Here is a 16,819-nt window from a genome sequence, read left to right as displayed (position 1 = left end):
CTTATGTTCAAAAGGCCCCTACACTTGAACCAGGTGTGGGGTCTTTTTTAAGGTTGCGGTAACCAAGCCCCTCTACACTGGCATTAAGTGTTGGGGCTTGGGTGAGGAGCGCGTCGTCCATGGCATCAGAGTGTTTCATTGTCGGCCGTCTATAGGGCTGATAAGGCCGCTCCAGGGCGGATGTTGGTAAAAAAGTCAAAAAAGGTGGTGATTGTCTTTATTCGGCGCAGGTGCTTTCAGCGCTTGCAGCCAAACCGTCACACACAGGCCACGCTGGGCTAGGGTATCGCTGAACGACAACTGCACCCGTGCGCCGCTGCGCTCGGCAATCGCCTTGACGATCGACAGGCCCAGCCCGGAGCCGGCCTCGTCTGTGCCCAGGCTGCGGTAGAACGGGTCGAACACCCGCGCCTGTTCCTCTGTGGCAATACCGGGGCCGGAATCCTTGATGTGCAGCAGTACGGCGCCTGGGATCTGGGTCACCGAGAGGTCTATGCGCCCGCCCTCCGGGGTATAGCGAATGGCATTGTCCACCAGGTTTTTCACCAGGGTGAGCAGGTCCATCGCGTTGAAGGTTACGTGCACGTCCTGAGCGCCGTCCACGCCGATATCGAGCTGCTTGCGTTCGGCCAGCGGCAGCAGGTCTTCAAGGACCTGGCGGTACACGGCATGCACCGACAGGCGGGTGTGCACCCGCTCCGAGGTTGACTGTGCTGCCGCGAGACTCAGCAGTTGGTCAATCAGCTGGCGCCCACGCGCGATGCCCCGGGACAGCGGCACAAAACGCTCGCGGCTCATGGGCGACATCTCGGTGGCGGCTAGCCGATCGGCCTGCAACGCCAAGGCCGTCATGGGCGAGCGCAGCTCATGGGCGGCATCGGCGACAAAGCGCCGCTGGCTGTCCATGGACTGCGCGACGCGCGCCAGCAGGCGATTGATCGCCACCACAAACGGGCGCACTTCGGTGGGCAGGTGCTGCTCCTCGATGGGGTGCAATTCTTGCTCGGCGCGTTGGTCGATCTCGGCCGCCAGCACCCCAATCGGGCGAAACAGCTTGCGCACCAGGTCGCCGACTACCAGCAACAGCACGGGGAACAGGATCAGGAACGGCAACAAACTGCGCCAGGCGGCTTCACGGGCATCCTTGTCGCGGGCGTCGGACTCCTGGGCCACAGCGATGTGCTCGCCACCGGCGGTGGTGTGCACCAGCACGCGAAAGGCTTCACCGGCCACCTCAACCGTGGACAAGCCATCGGCCAGGCCGGCGGGAAAGGGCAGGGGCAGGGCTTCATCGGTGGTGCCCGTGGCGTGCGGGCTGTCGCTCAGGCGTTGGATGATCACCCGGGTTTCTTCGTCGTCGCCGGCCAGGGCCGGGCCTTGCGGGTACTGCAGGGTCATGTGCTGGCGGTCGAACAACATCGCCACCTGGCGCAAGGTGGCGTCCTGTTGTTCGTGGGTTTCTTCAAACGCCGAGACAAACGCAAATACGCTGGCCGCCAACGCCACCAGCAGGATCGCCAGGCACAGGGTCACCGACAGCCGCAGTTGCACCGACTCACTCAAACGCTTTTTGAAACCATCCATCCCATGCCCCTGACATTCTTTATCACGTGGGTGCCCAACTTGCGCCGCAAGGCGTGAATCAGGAACTCGATGGCGTTGCTCTCCACTTCATTGCCCCAGCCATACAGGCGGTCTTCCAACTCACTGCGCGAAAGGATCGCTCCTGGGCGGATCAGCAACGCTTGCAGCAGGGCAAATTCGCGGCTGGACAACGCCACCTCGCGCTGTTCGTCGGTGCTCGCGTGTTTGCTCAGTAGGTCCAGGGTCACCACGCCATTGCCCAGTACCGACTGGGCGGCTCCACCCTTGCGGCGCAGCACGGCGCGAATGCGTGCCAGCAGTTCGGCGATGTCGAAGGGTTTGAGCAGGTAATCGTCGGCGCCGCCGTCCAGGCCGCGCAGGCGGTCATCGAGGTTGTCGCGGGCGGTGATGATCAGCAGGGGCACGAGGTTGTTGCGCGCGCGGATGCAGTCCAGCACGTCGAGGCCGTCCTTGCCGGGCAGGCCCAGGTCCAGCAGCACCAGGTCGTAGGGGTGGGTGTCGAGGGCGGCCAGGCCCGTAAGGCCGTTTTTGACCCAGTCGGCGGCATAACTCGCATCGCTGAGCGCGCGCTGGATGGCGTCGCCAATCATGGGGTCGTCTTCGACTAGTAGAATCCGCATCTTGCTCTCCAGCGCCAACGCAAACGTGGCGAGGAAGTCGCCGCGTGTGTAGTGAAGCATGTTGTCAGCCTTTCATCGAATCGAAGGCCTTGAGCAGGTCGTCCACCGCGGCCTGGCAGTCGGCCTGGTTCGGGCTGTTGTCACGCAATGCCGAGAGCGCCCGGTCGATTGCTTTATCCAGCACGTGCCAGTCGCTGGCGGCACGCGGTTTGATCCCTGCTTCGGCGCTGTCCCAGCTGCTTTCCAGGTCCTTGATGCGGGCTTTGGCGCCGGCTAGGTCGTGCTTGGAGACTAGGGCCGACACGTCCACGGCAATGTTGCGGAACTCCGACAGGTCCCCTAGTTTCGAGGCCTGGCGCTGGCTGCTGCTTGAGCCGGCACTGGCTGCGTCCTTGGGTTTATCGGTAGGTTTCGAGCAGCCAGTGGCGATGCTCAGCAGGCCGATGGCGGAAATAATCGCGACGTGACGGATCATGTTTCTGAGGTTAAGCATGGTGATGTCCTTGGATTCAATGAGTAAGGGGTTTGCGGTTGCCGAGGCTGAATTGCGCCACGGCCACCAGCAGAACGATGACGAACAGGAACAGCGCGCTGGTCCAGCTGGCCCCCATGCCCAGGCCGCCATAAGTCTTGGCCTGGGTGAGCAGGTCGCCCAGCGAAGCACCGAATGGGCGGGTGAGGATGTAGGCGACCCAGAAGGTCAGCACGCTGTTGACGCCCAGGCGCCAGGCCAGCAGGGCAACGCCGATCAGGCCGGCAAAAATCACCGCGCCGAGGGTGAAACCCAGGCCCAGTGCCTCGGTGGCCAGGTCGCCCGCGGCAGTGCCCAGGGCGAAGGTGCAGAGCACCGTGGTCCAGTAGAACCATTCGCGCCGTGGGGTGACGATGTCGCGGATCGACAGGCTACGCTCGGTGCGGTACCAGAGCATAAAGTTGAGCGCGAGCAGCACCGAGAAAATCACCGTGCTGGCATACAGGCTGACGTCGAGTTTATCGGTGAGGATATCGGTGATCTGCGTGCCGACGATGCTCACCAGCACCACGGTCAGCCAGTAGATCCACGGCGTGTAGGCCTTGGTGCGCAGCTGGCCGAACAGCGCGAGCCCCAGCAACGCGGCCATGCCGAGGCTGGTGGGGCCGGCGCCGAAACCGGCATCCACGGCGAGGTAATCCGCGCCGGTTTCGCCCACGGTGGTGGACAGTACCTTGATCACCCAGAATGACAGCGTCACCTGGGGTACTTTGTTCAGCCAACGGGCTGCTGGGGCATTCATCGGGGTTACCTCTCCGTGACCGCGCGGTGGTTGGCGCAAGGGAGAAGGTACCGCACGAGACTTAGCTGAGACTGAGGACCGGGTTTTTTATCCAAACAGCACGTGGGCGGTGCCCGTGGTAGACAGGTGCACCGCGCTGCCGGCCGGTGGCGCCAGCAGGCCGGCGCTGCGCACCAGGATCGTATGGCTCGGGTCAGCGTGCAACGCCACGGTCAGCGTGCAGGTGTTGCCGCCGAACTCGCGCTCGGTCACCACGCCAGGACAACCGGAGGCACTGAGTTGTACCTGCTCAGGGCGCAGCATGATCCGCGCCGTGCCGTGGCTCAGCGGGCTGTTGGTCTGGATCCGCCCCAGGTCGCAGTCGGCCCAGCCGGCCTGGATACGCGCGGGCAGCACCACCGCATCCCCGAGAAACAGCGCGGTCTGCTCATCGGCCGGGTACTGGTACATCTCCATCGGGTGGCCCGACTGCACCAGGCGGCCCTGGCGCATCACCGTCAATTGGTCGGCAAATGATAGTGCTTCCGCCTGATCATGGGTCACCAGAATGGTGGTGATGCCGGCATCGCTCAGCAGCCGCGCGACCATCTTGCGCATGGCCGAGCGCAAGCCGGTGTCCAGCGCCGAAAAGGGCTCGTCCAGCAGCATCAGGCGTGGCTGTTGCGCCAGAGCGCGGGCCAGCGCCACCCGTTGCTGTTGCCCACCGGACAGTTCATGGGGCCAGCGCCGCGCCATATTGGCGTCGAGGGCCACGCTGTCCATCAGCTCGGCGATGCGGCTATGGTGCGCCTCGCCCTTGGTCGCCAGGCCGAAGCCGATGTTGTCGGCCACAGTCATGTGCGGAAACAGTGCGCCATCCTGCGGCACATAGCCGATCTGGCGCTGATGGGCCGGCACGGCGTGGGTGGCGTCCACTAGGACCTGGCCGTTGAGTGTGAGGCTGCCGCTGTCGGGGAATTCAAACCCGGCGATCATGCGCAACAAGGTGGTCTTGCCGGAGCCGGAGGGCCCGACGATTACCGTGCGCCCGCCGGTGGGCACCGACAGGCTAACGTCGGCCAAGGCGCGCTGGCTGCCGAAGGATTTGCAGAGGGCGTGGAGTTCAAGGGCGTTCATCGGCCTGCCGTGCGTTTGGATTGGTGGTAGAGGAGGCCGGTCAACGGCAGTGACAACAGGATCATTGTCAGCGCGTAAGGCGCGGCGGCGGCGTAGTCGATCTCGCTGGTCATCGCCCAGAAGCCGGTGGCCAGGGTGCGCGTGCCATTGGGCGCGAGCAGCAAGGTGGCAGTCAGCTCGTTGGCGATGGCCAGGAACACCAGCGCTGCCCCGGCAGCCGCGGCGGGCGCGGCCAGGCGCAGGGTGATCAGCCACAGGGCGCGGCCCGGCGAGCGGCCGAGGCTGCGGGCCATGTTTTCCAGCTCCACCGGCGCCTGGGCGATGCCTGCGCGCAGGCTCACCAGGGCCCGTGGCAGGAACATCAACAGGTAGGCGAGCAGCACGGTAATAGTGGTTTGGTAGATCGGCCGGGCGAAGTGTATGGTCACCGTGACCAAGGCCAGCGCCACCACGATGCCCGGCAACGAACTGGTGATGTAGTTGCAACCCTCCAGAATGCGCTGCAAGCGCCCCGGCGCACGGATCGACAGCCACGCAATCGGCACCGCCGCGCAGGTGGTCAGCACCGCGCCGGCCACTCCCAGCAATACGGTTTGCTCCAGCGCCGGCAGTAATTCGTTGAAGCGCCAGACCTCGCGGCCGCCGGCGATCAACCATTGGCCAAGGGTCACCAGCGGAACGCCCAGGGCCAGCGCGCAGGTGAGGCTTTGCAGGCCCAGGGCGAGCAGGGTGGTGCGCGGGCTCAGGCGCACGATTCGCTGCTCGCGGGCGCTGCCGGAGCCGACCCGCGCATAGCGGGCGTGGCCGCGTGCGGCGGACTCGGCAGTGAGCATCGCCAGGCAACACAGGGCCAGCACCGCCGCGAGCATATCTGCCGCCGGGCCATTGAAGGTGGATTTAAACTGATCGAAGATCGCGGTGGTGAAGGTGTCAAAACGGATCATCGCGTACAGGCCGTACTCGGCCAGCAGATGCAGACCCACAAGCAGCGCACCGCCGCAGATCGCCAGGCGCAACTGCGGCAACACCGCGCGCCAGAACACCGCCCACGGCTTGAGGCCCAGGGACTCGGCTACATCTTCAATCGCAGGGTCCAGCCGGCGCAGGGTCGCCGCCACCGGCAAGTACATAAACGGGAAATAGGCAATCACCGACACCAGCACGCCGGCCGGCAAGCCGTGTATCGAAGGCACCAGGCTCACCCACGCGTAACTGTGCACAAACGCCGGCACCGCCAGCGGCGCGACTGCCAATAGCGACCACAGCCGCCGCCCCGGCAGGTCGGTGCGCTCGGTCAGCCACGCCAGCGCAATACCCAGCAGCATGCACAGGGGCAGGGTGATCACCACCAGCAGCACGGTGTTGACCAACAGCTCACCCACACGCGGGCGCCACACCAGCGCTTCGATCTGTGCCCAGCCGATTTGCCAGGACACGCCGATCACAAACGCAATCGGCAGCAGTGCCAACAGCGACACCAGCACCGACAAACTCGTGCCCCACCTGCCCCCACGGCCTTTGAACAGGCCCTGAACGCGGCGTTGCGCGGGCGCCGTCAGCGCCTGGGCCGCAGCCTCAGGCAACATTCAGAGCAGCCCGGCCTGGGTCATCAACTCCACCGCTTTTTTGCTGTTGAGCTTGGAGGCATTGACTTTCGGCGCGTCCAGCTGTGCCAGCGGGGTCAGCCTGGGGTTGGATTGCGCGCCCTGCCCCACGGCGTATTCGAACGAATTGCCGTCCTTGAGGATGGCCTGGCCGTCTTTGCCGGTGATCCATTTCAAAAACGCCTGGGCTTCTTCTTTATGTTTGCTGGAAGCCAGTACCCCAGCACCGGAGATGCTCACAAACGCGCCAGGGTCCTGGTGCTTGAAATAGTGCAGTTGGGTGTTCTTGCTGTTTTCGCCGGTCTTGGACTGGTCGACAAAGCTGTAGTAGTGGTAGATCACGCCGCTGTCGACCTGGCCGGCGTTGACGGCCTTAAGCACGGCGCTGTTGCCACGGTAGATGGTCGCATTGGCTTTCATCGCCTTGAGCCAGTCGAGGGTGGCGGCTTCGCCCTTGAGTTCCAGCACGGCGGCGACGATGGCCTGGAAGTCGGCACCGGCCGGCGAGGCGGCCCAGAGGCCTTTCCAGTTGGCCGAGGCCAGGTCCATCAAGGATTTGGGCAAGTCGGCTTCTTTGACCTTGCTGGGGTTGTACACAAACACCGTGGAGCGCGCGGCAATGCCCAGCCACTTGCCATGGGCCGGGCGGTACGCGGCGTCTACCTGTTGCAGGGTGGTCGGCGCGACCGGCGCGAACAGCCCGGCATTGTCTACCAGCACGATGGCCGGGGAGTTTTCGGTGAGGAACACATCGGCCGGGGAGGCGGCGCCTTCCTGCACGATCTGGTTGCCCATCTCGGTGTCATCGCCGTTACGGATGGTGACCGGAATCCCGGTTTCCTGGGTGAAGCCTTCAACCCAGGCCTTGGTCAGGCTTTCGTGCTGGGCGTTGTACACCACAATGCCGGCCGTTTCGGCGGCATACACCTGCCCGGCGCCGACCAATGCAGTGGCGATAAGGACTTTAGTGAGGAAAGGCGGTAGACGGGAAGCCATACGTTGAATGCTCCGGTTTTTTATGGGTACACGGGAAGCCTGTGGGTGGTCGATTGAGACTCGGCCAATAGGAATCATTTGCATGTTTAGGCGCGGCGAATGTAGGGCCGTGAATGAGAAAAAAACGTCAAATAAACGGTTAATAAGTGTGATTGGGCTTATCAGGCGACGCAGTTATAACTATGGGAGGGGGCTGTTCTGTCGGCGCTTATTCTCTTGGCTGTAGGTAACTTCCCAAATGTAATTCAGCCCCCTCCGAGCTAGTATCCGAGGCGTATTCGCTTGCATATATTCCGAAGCCATCTTCATTGCATTCAGGGACGCAGGGCTATATCAACGACCGCGCCACCGACTACCACAGCTTGAAATCCCGCTTGATGGGCCTTGGCATCAACCCGCAACGTTCTGATCATTTTGATGTGTTGAACCGCGACCTCCGCCATAGGCTGGTGAGCCCGGCAGTTGGTGATTGCGCCCGATGCCTACAGCCTGAGCGGTTCGCTGGAATAAGCCTGGTTGGTGCGCCCTGCCGAAGCGATTCGCCGGGAACTGGATAACGCCGCTGGCACCAGGTGGTCAATGACTATGACCTGCTGCAAAGCCTGCTGGGGTACACCTCGCTGGGCATCGGTTGCGCGATATCGGCGTGGCGCGGCACCCGGATGAGGTGGCGCATACGCTGTAACAGGTCGAGCACTTGCATCAGCGGTTAAGGGTGGGGGCCTGGACCGTGAGGCGTTTTTTCGCCAGCGCAAGGTGCTGTTTGACCGGATGAATACCCAACTGCAAGGCGCGGCGCACCTGGGCACGGGGCTGTGCAGTAACATGGCGTAGAAGAAAGTGCTGGGGATTTCCACCAAGAGCTATTTGCACAAGGGCGAGATTGCTGGGTATACCCAGCGCATGCGCGAGATTGCGCAGACCTCGAATTGGCTGGGGGAGGGGCACGTATGTGGGGTTGGCGCTGGATGTGGGCGTGACGGGGTTGGAGATCAAGGAAACGTGTGTGGACGGGAGGGAGGGAGGTGTGTATCTCGGAGGATTCCGCGATGTTTGATCTTCGCTTCTAATCGGCCTCCCCAAACCCAACAGCATCGATACTTCATCGCTTACTCCTGAAGGTGCAGCGATTAAACTGCGGCAGGCTGCCACTCTCCGGCTTAACGGAGCCCAGAGTATTTTGCTTCATTTTCCGCATGACGTTGAGCTGGCAGTAGAGCTGTTGGATGCTGAAGGGGCTCCCGCGATCCAAACACCGTGGTGTGATGAGTTCGCTCCGGTAATAAAGGAGGCTGTTCGTTGCGCAGAGACTTGGCTTGAAGGCTCATCATTACCGTTATGGTGGGCGCTGTCTCAGAATCGAAATCGTCATCGTTCAGGTGATTCACAAGAGGCATTTGAAGCCGGTTTTTGCTGCGGTTGCAGCAGACGCTGATCATGCGGCGTGAGGCCGTCACTTCCCAATCAACCCGTTTTTTAATGCCTGAGTCTGTAATTGACGTTTGAGATTTTCTTTTCCCGCCAAACCCTCCGATCAAGCGATCTTTGATCGCGCCGATCGGCGGGTTCACTCGCTTTTTCTTGCAGCCACCGCGTTCCCCCTTTCATTTCAAATTTGATCAGCGCCAGCCTTCTTTTACCCGTCAGTAATTGCTCGTGATCTGTATCGGGCGCAGCGCCGTTTCAGTGTCAAAGCGGATCTTTTCGTGGAGGCATGAATGTAGGTGTGGCGACAGCGGCGACGCCGGCGACAACACACGTAGAACGTGACCTGAAACGTGGCGACAGAAGTGGCGACAGTCGCCACTTTCTGAGCGCATTAGCCGTGCCGCTTGACCGCCTTTTCGTGTGGGTATAAAAATTGGCGCACGGATCGCTGTCGTTGACAGCACCAGCCCAGGTAGCCAGAACCTTGAAGGCTACGCCACTCGCGTGGTGGTTCTTCCCCAAGTGCGATTAGCGTCCGGCGGCTCGTACGGTCACTCCCAAGAGTGATGGATGCCTACTCAACTTATCTACCCACTGCGGCAGACGATGGACCTACCTCGCTGCGCTGCAGCAACCTCACCTCTCGGCTCAATTCGCTGCGCCAATCCGCGCCCGTCTCTTTCTCCTGGAAAGAGACGGGCGCTCGTAGCACTGCTGCAAGCCACGTCGTACAAGGCATTGCCGCAACTCTCCTCGTGACAATCGGTCTGACAAATCCGATTCGTCGCCATCTGCGACGACACAGGCACCGGTGCCGCAGCCCATGGAAAGGCTGCACCTGACTGACAGTCAGGCATGCCCCAGACGTCGATGTTGTTGCCTTCTCCCACTCAGGATCTCCAGGTGCCGAACTCGTCAGTCGGCACAGCCTCCGCCCGCCCGCATTTTCGGATGCGTTTAAGGAGGCCAGATTCATGGGGTCATGCCCTTGCTCCCGGTCGTAAGGAGCCGTTCGTTCCGCGTCAGTGAACACCTCACAGGCCGCAGGGGCCTTGATCCCTGATAACACTCAACAGCCGTGGCGGGACTACGTGAGGACAATCAGTAATGAACGAGGAGAGGGCCCATGCAGCAGTTAGATCCGAAGCTTGAACTACCAAGATCCCCTCGACCGTTAATCGAGTCGCGCACGGTGGCCGAGCCTTATCCAGTGCAGGCGTTGGGTGGAATTCTTGGGCCCGCGGTTGAGCGCATGGCCGAGGTCATCGGCGTGCCCCAGGCACTGGCCGCGCAATCGGTGTTGGCCGCCTCGGCCCTGGCCACTCAAGGTCATGCGGGCTTACAACTCGACGGGAGACATTATCCCCTCTCGTTGTACCTGATCACGGTGGCTGCGTCCGGTGATCGCAAGACCGCGGCAGACCGATCCGCACTGCTGCCAGCGCGCCAATGGGAGCGTGAACAGTGGCAACACTATCGTGAGCAGCTCTTTCGGTACCGTGCCGCACAGCGACAAGCGCAGCGTATCAATCCTGCCGATCCCGCCCCCACAAACAGCGTACCGTTCGAAGCGGAGCCTTCGGCCCCTCGGCTGATCACCACAGACCCGACGATCGAGGCCCTGATCAAGGGGCTCTGCCATGACTTGCCGAGCATGGGGCTGTTCTGTGACGAGGGGGGGGCAATTCCTCGGCAGCAGCACCATGAGTCGAGATAACCGTTTGAAAGCGGTTACGACCTTGTCGTCGCTCTGGGACGGCAGTCCGATAGATCGCGCGCGGTCTATGGCTGGTGAAAGCTTGCGAGCTTACGATCGACGCTTAAGCCTGCACCTGATGCTGCAACCGTATTTGGCCATGCAGTTACTCAGTGACCCGTTGCTGCAGGGGCAAGGCATTCTAGGTCGCTGCCTCATTACCTGGCCCACCAGCCTGGCCGGACAACGCAGTTACCAGTCTGTCGACTTGTCCAAAGACCCCGCCCTAAAGCGATATCACCACCGTCTTTCGGCCCTGTTTCATCAGCCTTGGTCACTTTCCGCTGACGGTGCCTTGCGGCTATCACCGCTGACACTGAGTCCGTTAGCCCGCCGTCGCTGGATTGATTTGCATGATGCCATCGAAGCTCAGCTGGGGGAGTTTGGGGAACTGGCCAGCGTGCGGCCTAGCGGATCGAAGGCCGCCGATAACCTGCTCCGAATCGCTGCCATCCTGGCAGTTGTGGAGGAGGGCAGCACGGTGGGGGCCGACCATATCCAGCGGGCCTCCGCTTTAGTCGGCTACTACCTCACCGAGATCCAGCGTCTGACCGAACAGGAACCGGTATGCCGGGTAAAGGAGGAGGCGGACCGTCTGCTGCGTTGGCTGCAGGCCAAGGATTGGAAGTGCTTCAGTATTCGAGACCTGAACCGCAACGGTCCCCGTTTTGCCCGTAAGAGCAGTCGTCATGCCGCCAAGCTGCTGGTCGAGTTGCTTGAGCATCAGTGGCTGATCACCGACGGTCACACCTTCGAGGTGCGCCATGTTCAATCTTGATGAAGCGCTGCGCAACCATCTGGCTCAGCGCCAAAAAGAACCGAAAGTGCGGCTTGTCGCCGCGAGTGTCGCCACTTTGTCGCCACGCTCAAAACCAGACAAGGCAAGGGTTGTCGCCGCTGTCGCCGGTGTCGCCACTACCCACAAAACTATTGCCTCGACGACAGCCATCATCCAATGGTTGGAAGAGCAGGGCGCGCATCTCTACGTCGCCAACAACACGCTTTGTTTCCGTCCGACTGATTGGGCCCAGTTCGCTATTGTGAGTGCACACTGGCAAGCGCTTCTACATGAGCTTGCTGCAGTCGATCAGGAACAGAAAAATGGCTCGCGTCGGTAAGCGAGCGGGGCGCAATTTCGGCTTCGGTCGCCAGCTCAGCTATGCCGGACCGCAAGCCCTGAAAGATCTGTTTGGCGACGGTCATTTTGCTACCGTCAAAGCCCATAGTGATCGTTGGCAGGCCTTCGTGAATTGGTGTCGATCCGAGGAAGGGCCGAGGCTCAATGACGCGCGGCAGATCGACCGCGAGATGCTTATGCGGTACGCCGCCTATATGCGGCAGCAGGTTGACCAGGACAACATCAGCATTGGCACCGCGCAGAACCGACTGTCCAGCGTGAACCGAACTATGGCTGCGCTGCGCGGTGATCAGTACGTCAAAATCCCCAGTCCGAGCAAGGCGCTGGGTTTGCAGCGCTCAAGCGTACGCGGGGAGGCACCGCAAGGCCAAGATCGTGCTCAGATCGAATTGATCGCACGCGCGCTGTCAGAGCGAAGTCAGCAACGAGTGGCCGCAATTGTGCATCTGGCCCGGAAGACTGGTATGCGTCTGCGTGAAGCGATCTTGGCGGATCTGCCCCGACTGCAACGTGAGGCCAGGCAACTGGGCAAGATCAACATCCAAGACGGCACCAAAGGCGGTCGATCAGGCGCGTCAGCACCGCGTTGGATTACGGTCACTGATCAAATCCGTGGCGCCTTGGATCGGGCCTGGGAGGCTTCACCCAGTGGCAGTCGGAACCTGTTGGCCCCCAACGAGAGCTACAAAGAGTTTATGCAATCAGTTGTGCGACCGGCACGGGACCTCCTGCATGAACATGGATTGAAAGGCTTTCATGAGCTGCGGGCGGCTTACACCTGTGAGCGCTATGAGCAGATGACCGGCTTTCCTGCACCTGTAAATGGCGCTCGTGTTTATCGCGAAGATCGAGAGCTTGATCTGCGTGCACGACAGCAGATCAGCCACGAGTTGGGGCATAACCGCATCGATGTGGTGAGTGCCTACATCGGAGGTCGGCGATGACGGCCGAGTTCGACATAGCGTTGTTTCTGCGCCCCGTGCTCAAAGGTGCACATGCCACGCAGCAGCGGCACATCAGGCAAGCAGAAAGGATGCACGAGGTGATTCGTGAACGCTGGGGTTGCGCGACTCCCTGGTCCTGGAGAGAAAAGCACGTGAGATGGTTTCTGGAGCACTACCTGCGATGCTCAGCGCCGTCTACCGTTTATTATTACGAGTTAACAGCAGCGTTAATTCGTAGGCGGCGTGAAAGTGTTAAAGCTGACAGTCAGCTCCATTTGGATAAGTGCTCACCAAGCTGTGGCATTCCGCAGCCTAAATGGTCGACTTCAAGCTAGGCCTATCAGGACGCTCTTTACTGGGCAAGAAGCTAAGAGGCCGTTGTTTTATACGGCTCTGATATTTCCTGCTTCAAGCCCGTCAAGATGATCGGCGTACCACTGCATCATTGTCGTACGTTGCTCCAGATACTGAGCCTTGTTATAGATCCCGCGTACACCTGACGCCTTGTGACTGAGCTGGGCTTCAATGTGGTCCGCTGGAAAACCGTGCTCGTTGAGTACCGTGCTAGCAATGTGACGGAAGCCATGTCCGGTCTGTCGTCCTTCGTAACCAAGGCGCCTTAGCGCCATTAAAAAGACGGTATCGCTGCGAGGCTTGGTTCGATCGCTTCGACCAGGGAACAACAGTGGGTACGCTCCCGTGATTTTTCGTAGTTCAGTAAGAGCGCTTAGCGCCTGCTTGCAGAGTGGTACAAGGTGTTCACGCCCTTTTTTACGGCCTTTGCGTTCAACGGGGACGGTCCAAAGCCTTTTGTCAAAGTCGAACTCAGCCCAGTATGCCTCTCGAAGCTCGCTGGGGCGGACAGCCATGAGAGTAAGCAGTTGGAGGCCTAGCTGGACATCCCTGGCGTGTGGGTATGATCGTATTGCTCTGAGCAGTGCGGGAAGTTCTTCTAGGGAGACATGGGCGTAGTTCTCGGCCTTTCCCGATGAGAGAAATTTATGAACCCCCTCTAAGGGGTTGTTCATCGCCCTGCCGGTTACGCGAGCCAGGTCGTAAATGTCTTTGCAGTATGCCCTCACGCGACTCATCTGCTCGAGGATTCCCTGACGTTCGAGCCCTCTCAAAAGCTCCATCCACTCCATCGACATGATGGAGACATAAGGACGTTTTCCGACAAGAGGGAACACGTGACGCTCCAAGGCTCCAAGGACCCTTTTTGCTGTGCCGACATCCCAGCCAGCCAAGCGAGACGTATGCCATTCACGAGCCAACGCTTCAAAGGTTTCGTTTGTTGCTGCTACCTCCGCAGCTTTTCTAGCTTTCTTGGCGGCTATCGGATTTTTGCCTTCTGCTGCATCCGATCTCAATTCGGCAGCTTTTTGCCGAGCAAAGGCGCCGCTGACTTCTGGGTACCCGCCAAGCCCGAGCCACGACCATTTGCCGTCGGGCTTTTTATAGCGCAACTCCCATGATTTCTGCCCGTTAGGCTTTACTCTGAAATAAAGCCCCGAGCTGTCTAGCACGCGGTAGGCCCCCGCTTCGGGAGCGAGATTGACTAGTGCGGTATCGGAGAGAGGACGGCGTTTGATATCGCTGCGTTTCATCCGTGTATGCCTCCAGTTCAATTTTTATTGAAGCATACATGGGGGCATACAGGATGTGAAGGATGTGGGTGGATCAGTTTGGATGTCCAGACACAAGAAAGCCCGCACGAGGCGGGCTTCTTGAGGTGATTCATAGACTGCTATAGACATCTATGGATCGGTACTTGGTGGCTACACAGGGACTTGAACCCCGGACCCCAGCATTATGAATGCTATGCTCTAACCAACTGAGCTATGTAGCCAAGTGGCGCGCATTATTCGCCGGTAACGAAGATGTGTCAAGCGTAAATCTGAAATATTTCTCTGCGCTTTCAACCGCTTAACAATCCTCGCTGCAAATCGCTATCAACCGAGCTGAAATCTCCCTGTGTTGGCACTCAGGGCCCGGCTTCCCTGGCTCAGGGTATCCGCCGCCAGGTTCACGGCCCTTGCGCCTTCAAGCAAACGCATCGCTGCCTGGTCGACCTGCTGGATATTGCCGCTGACCTCGTCGGCGGTGCTGGCTTGCTCATCCACGGCGGTGGCGATTTGCGCCAGGGTGTCGGTGACGCTTTGCACCGCGCTGGCTATTTCTCCCAGCCGTTCGCCAAGGCCGGTGACTGCTTGGGCGTCGGTCTGGGCCTGGCCGCAGGCGGCTTCCATCAGGCTGACGGCTTCGTTGACCGTGGCGCGCAGGCTGTCGACGGTGGCGGCAATCTGTTGCGTGGAGGATTGGGTGCGTTGCGACAGGCTGCGCACCTCGTCGGCCACCACCGCGAAACCACGGCCCTGTTCCCCGGCGCGAGCGGCTTCGATGGCGGCATTGAGGGCCAAAAGATTGGTCTGCTCGGCCACGCCACGAATGGTATCGACCACCAGTTGGATCTGTTGCCCCTGTTCGCTGACCCGCCCCAATGCGGCGGCGGTTTCGTTGAGGCGCTGGTTGAGCTGCTGGATGCTGGCCGTGGTGCGTTGGCTGTCGCGGCTGCTGTCGGTGGCGATGCGGCGGGTCTGCTGGGCGCTATCGGAGGCCTGTTCACAACTCTTCGCCACGCCCTGGGAGGTGGCGGCCAGTTGTGTTGCGGCGGCAGCGATCTGGCTGATCTGCATCTGCTGGGCTTCGACTTCGCCCAGGGCGCCGCTGGAGTGGGTATTGAGGGTGCGTACGGCGTTGCTCAACTGCAACGTTTCGTGGTCCACCCCCAGCAGGCTGTTGCGCAGCTGCACCACGGCGACGTTGAGGGCGGTGCTGATGGCCGCCAGTTCATCGCGTCCTTGCACTGGCACTTGCAAGCTGAGATTTCCGTCGCGCAGGGCTTCGGCCAGCAGGGTGATGCCGCTGGCGCTGCGCCGGATCGACGCTTGCAGGCAAACAAAAAGATACAGCGCCGCCAGCAGCAGGCAGCCCAGTACCGTTGCTACCAGGGTGAACTGGCGAATCGCCGAACCGTGGTAGTGGTCCAGCCGCGTATCCAGTGCCACCAGTGACTGTTGCCGCAGGGTCGCCAGGTCGACGAGGAGGGCGTCCATGTGTTTCTCGAAGTCTTCGGGCTTGAGATTGATGGAACCGCCGAACACGCCGTCATCCAACACTTTCAGGCCGGCATCCAAGTGCTTGAGGCTGCCCTGGTATTGTCCGGCCCAGGTTTGCAGATCGCTGGGCAGGCGGGTTTCCAGCAGCGCTCCGGTCTTGACCAACTGGTCCCGGGCGTCGCCGATACGGCTGCGCAGGTCCCGCAGTTGCAGGCGACTCTGCAACGTGAACTGGCCTGATACCACGGAAGCTTGTCCAACGCTGGCCAGGCGACCGACCCGTTCGATCAGGTCCGGCGTCTGCTGAGTGGAAATCTGCGTCAGCAAATACGTTTCCAGCCAGGAGGCGAGGGTCAGGCGGTTGTCCATGACCATCTGCTCGCGCAAGGCTTGCAGGGCGCTGAGGGCAGCGGTGAAGCGGTCGTAGCCATCCGGCCACCAGCCCACGCTGCCCAGGCTCTTCGAATCCAGGCCGTTGAGGCTGGTTTGCAGGGCTTGATAGCGGGCGAGGGTATCGGCCTCGGCCCCTTCGGTTTGCAGGGCGTTGCCCAGGTCACTGGCGGCCTGGGTAAGGGCCGGTTGCACTGCGTCATACGCCGCCATGGCGGCCAGCGTCGCGGGTGTCGGCTGCCGATTGGTTTCGGTGGCGCGCCAGCGGGCGGCGCGGTTGCGCTGGGCGGTGAGCAGGTTGTCCAGGTTATCCAGGGCCAGCAATTGGCGCACCCCGGCGCGTTCCCCGGAAATCAGGCTGAGTTTGTCGCGATAGTCCTGGCCGATGAGCCACAGGCTGCCCATGAGCGGCAGGATAAAAAGCAGGAACAGCAATTGGAATTTGCGGGCGAAGCCGAAATGCCCCAACAACCTGATTCCCGGTGATAGAAAAGCCTGCATGCCCATACTCCCCTGAACACCCTTGCACTATTTTTGTGCGTTTTCTACACAAGTGCTGAAACAGGTGCCCTTTTAAAAGGCCTCGAAAGTTTGTCCAAATCGGCTCGGTAGGCCAGCTCTGTAGCGAAACTTCCCATTCTCGGTCCCCTTTGTAAGGAGCCGCGTTGTAGGCCATTAACAAGGCAAGATTCAGACCATGGCGTAGGGCTATCACCTTGGATTTCGGCAATTTTTCGAGGTCGATAGCTAGCTAAGGGGATAGCCTTGCTGCACCGAAAAATGGCACATTGACGCACCTGCCCGTGTGCACCCTCTGTCGTATGGAAAC

At 60.8% G+C, this 16,819-nt stretch carries 13 protein-coding genes, 1 tRNA gene and 2 pseudogenes; 5 read left to right on the top strand and 11 right to left on the bottom strand.

The genetic code is table 11. From position 1 onward, the window contains the following. Nucleotides 1–195: 195 nt before the first annotated feature. The 7 genes from KI235_RS25540 to KI235_RS25510 all read right to left on the bottom strand — a co-directional run bounded on the left by KI235_RS25540 (nt 196) and on the right by KI235_RS25510 (nt 7,215). Entirely contained in the window at nt 196–1,584 is a 1,389-nt protein-coding gene (locus KI235_RS25540) for an ATP-binding protein (protein WP_043042859.1), read from the bottom strand. Next, entirely contained in the window at nt 1,560–2,225 is a 666-nt protein-coding gene (locus KI235_RS25535) for a response regulator transcription factor (RefSeq protein ID WP_039014027.1), read from the bottom strand. Before KI235_RS25535 ends, KI235_RS25540 begins: the two co-directional genes overlap by 25 nt. A 64-nt stretch (nt 2,226–2,289) precedes the next feature. Further along, nucleotides 2,290–2,718, bottom strand: coding sequence for a hypothetical protein (locus KI235_RS25530; RefSeq protein WP_039013977.1), 429 nt, complete (start codon nt 2,716–2,718; stop codon nt 2,290–2,292). Between the two features lie 16 nt (nt 2,719–2,734). Beyond that, nucleotides 2,735–3,499 carry a membrane protein gene (locus tag KI235_RS25525; RefSeq protein ID WP_039013976.1) on the bottom strand — a complete coding sequence of 255 codons (765 nt, stop codon included), beginning with the start codon at nt 3,497–3,499 and terminating at the stop codon, nt 2,735–2,737. Between the two features lie 87 nt (nt 3,500–3,586). Next, a complete protein-coding gene (locus tag KI235_RS25520; RefSeq protein ID WP_039013974.1) occupies nt 3,587–4,615 on the bottom strand; it encodes an ABC transporter ATP-binding protein in 1,029 nt (342 codons plus the stop codon). Then, complete coding sequence (locus KI235_RS25515) at nt 4,612–6,201, bottom strand: iron ABC transporter permease (protein WP_039013972.1); 1,590 nt, start codon at nt 6,199–6,201, stop codon at nt 4,612–4,614. Before KI235_RS25515 ends, KI235_RS25520 begins: the two co-directional genes overlap by 4 nt. Beyond that, nucleotides 6,202–7,215, bottom strand: coding sequence for an iron ABC transporter substrate-binding protein (locus KI235_RS25510; protein WP_039013968.1), 1,014 nt, complete (start codon nt 7,213–7,215; stop codon nt 6,202–6,204). It lies immediately after the preceding gene. Nucleotides 7,216–7,592: 377 nt separating this feature from the next. Between KI235_RS25510 and KI235_RS30545 the strand changes: the two are divergent. Then, nucleotides 7,593–8,236, top strand: a pseudogene (locus KI235_RS30545) (hypothetical protein); the annotation flags it as partial. A gap of 139 nt (nt 8,237–8,375) precedes the next feature. On the opposite strand, the gene KI235_RS30705 reads toward KI235_RS30545, so the two are convergent. Next, on the bottom strand, nt 8,376–8,786 hold the full coding sequence (locus KI235_RS30705; RefSeq protein WP_327207363.1) for a hypothetical protein: 411 nt from the start codon (nt 8,784–8,786) through the stop codon (nt 8,376–8,378). Between the two features lie 983 nt (nt 8,787–9,769). Here KI235_RS30705 and KI235_RS25500 point away from each other — a divergent pair. The 4 genes and pseudogenes from KI235_RS25500 to KI235_RS30535 all read left to right on the top strand — a co-directional run bounded on the left by KI235_RS25500 (nt 9,770) and on the right by KI235_RS30535 (nt 12,816). Next, a pseudogene (locus tag KI235_RS25500) lies at nt 9,770–11,177 on the top strand (YfjI family protein). Beyond that, nucleotides 11,164–11,517: a hypothetical protein gene (locus KI235_RS25495; RefSeq protein WP_043042858.1), complete on the top strand. Its 354-nt coding sequence runs from the start codon at nt 11,164–11,166 to the stop codon at nt 11,515–11,517. Before KI235_RS25500 ends, KI235_RS25495 begins: the two are co-directional and overlap by 14 nt. Beyond that, complete coding sequence (locus KI235_RS25490; RefSeq protein ID WP_039013964.1) at nt 11,501–12,481, top strand: integrase domain-containing protein; 981 nt, start codon at nt 11,501–11,503, stop codon at nt 12,479–12,481. The genes KI235_RS25495 and KI235_RS25490 overlap by 17 nt, the downstream gene beginning before the upstream one ends. After that, a complete protein-coding gene (locus KI235_RS30535) occupies nt 12,478–12,816 on the top strand; it encodes a hypothetical protein (protein WP_235384593.1) in 339 nt (112 codons plus the stop codon). Before KI235_RS25490 ends, KI235_RS30535 begins: the two co-directional genes overlap by 4 nt. Nucleotides 12,817–12,864: 48 nt before the next feature. On the opposite strand, the gene KI235_RS25485 is transcribed toward KI235_RS30535, so the two are convergent. The 3 genes from KI235_RS25485 to KI235_RS25475 form a co-directional block, all read right to left on the bottom strand. Further along, nucleotides 12,865–14,088 (bottom strand): tyrosine-type recombinase/integrase, encoded by a 1,224-nt coding sequence (locus KI235_RS25485; RefSeq protein ID WP_039013962.1) that lies wholly within the window; start codon nt 14,086–14,088, stop codon nt 12,865–12,867. 165 nt (nt 14,089–14,253) lie between these two features. Continuing rightward, nucleotides 14,254–14,330, bottom strand: a tRNA-Met gene (locus tag KI235_RS25480). Nucleotides 14,331–14,433: 103 nt separating this feature from the next. Beyond that, nucleotides 14,434–16,491, bottom strand: coding sequence for a methyl-accepting chemotaxis protein (locus tag KI235_RS25475; protein ID WP_013694212.1), 2,058 nt, complete (start codon nt 16,489–16,491; stop codon nt 14,434–14,436). Nucleotides 16,492–16,819 lie beyond the last annotated feature (328 nt).

The organism is Pseudomonas sp. St386, from assembly GCF_018325865.1.
In the GTDB taxonomy this organism is placed as follows: Bacteria; Pseudomonadota; Gammaproteobacteria; order Pseudomonadales; family Pseudomonadaceae; genus Aquipseudomonas; species Aquipseudomonas brassicacearum.
Note: the sequence above shows the minus strand (reverse complement) of the source record. Positions and strands in the feature narration are given on the sequence as shown.

What these genes read in the sequence shown, in the direction of transcription:
- KI235_RS25540 (WP_043042859.1), bottom strand. Translation starts at nt 1,584, where the DNA reads ATGGATGGTTTCAAAAAGCGTTTGAGTGAGTCGGTGCAACTGCGGCTG.
- KI235_RS25535 (WP_039014027.1), bottom strand. Translation starts at nt 2,225, where the DNA reads ATGCGGATTCTACTAGTCGAAGACGACCCCATGATTGGCGACGCCATC.
- KI235_RS25530 (WP_039013977.1), bottom strand. Translation starts at nt 2,718, where the DNA reads ATGCTTAACCTCAGAAACATGATCCGTCACGTCGCGATTATTTCCGCC.
- KI235_RS25525 (WP_039013976.1), bottom strand. Translation starts at nt 3,499, where the DNA reads ATGAATGCCCCAGCAGCCCGTTGGCTGAACAAAGTACCCCAGGTGACG.
- KI235_RS25520 (WP_039013974.1), bottom strand. Translation starts at nt 4,615, where the DNA reads ATGAACGCCCTTGAACTCCACGCCCTCTGCAAATCCTTCGGCAGCCAG.
- KI235_RS25515 (WP_039013972.1), bottom strand. Translation starts at nt 6,201, where the DNA reads ATGTTGCCTGAGGCTGCGGCCCAGGCGCTGACGGCGCCCGCGCAACGC.
- KI235_RS25510 (WP_039013968.1), bottom strand. Translation starts at nt 7,215, where the DNA reads ATGGCTTCCCGTCTACCGCCTTTCCTCACTAAAGTCCTTATCGCCACT.
- KI235_RS25495 (WP_043042858.1), top strand. Translation starts at nt 11,164, where the DNA reads ATGTTCAATCTTGATGAAGCGCTGCGCAACCATCTGGCTCAGCGCCAA.
- KI235_RS25490 (WP_039013964.1), top strand. Translation starts at nt 11,501, where the DNA reads ATGGCTCGCGTCGGTAAGCGAGCGGGGCGCAATTTCGGCTTCGGTCGC.
- KI235_RS30535 (WP_235384593.1), top strand. Translation starts at nt 12,478, where the DNA reads ATGACGGCCGAGTTCGACATAGCGTTGTTTCTGCGCCCCGTGCTCAAA.
- KI235_RS25485 (WP_039013962.1), bottom strand. Translation starts at nt 14,088, where the DNA reads ATGAAACGCAGCGATATCAAACGCCGTCCTCTCTCCGATACCGCACTA.
- KI235_RS25475 (WP_013694212.1), bottom strand. Translation starts at nt 16,491, where the DNA reads ATGCAGGCTTTTCTATCACCGGGAATCAGGTTGTTGGGGCATTTCGGC.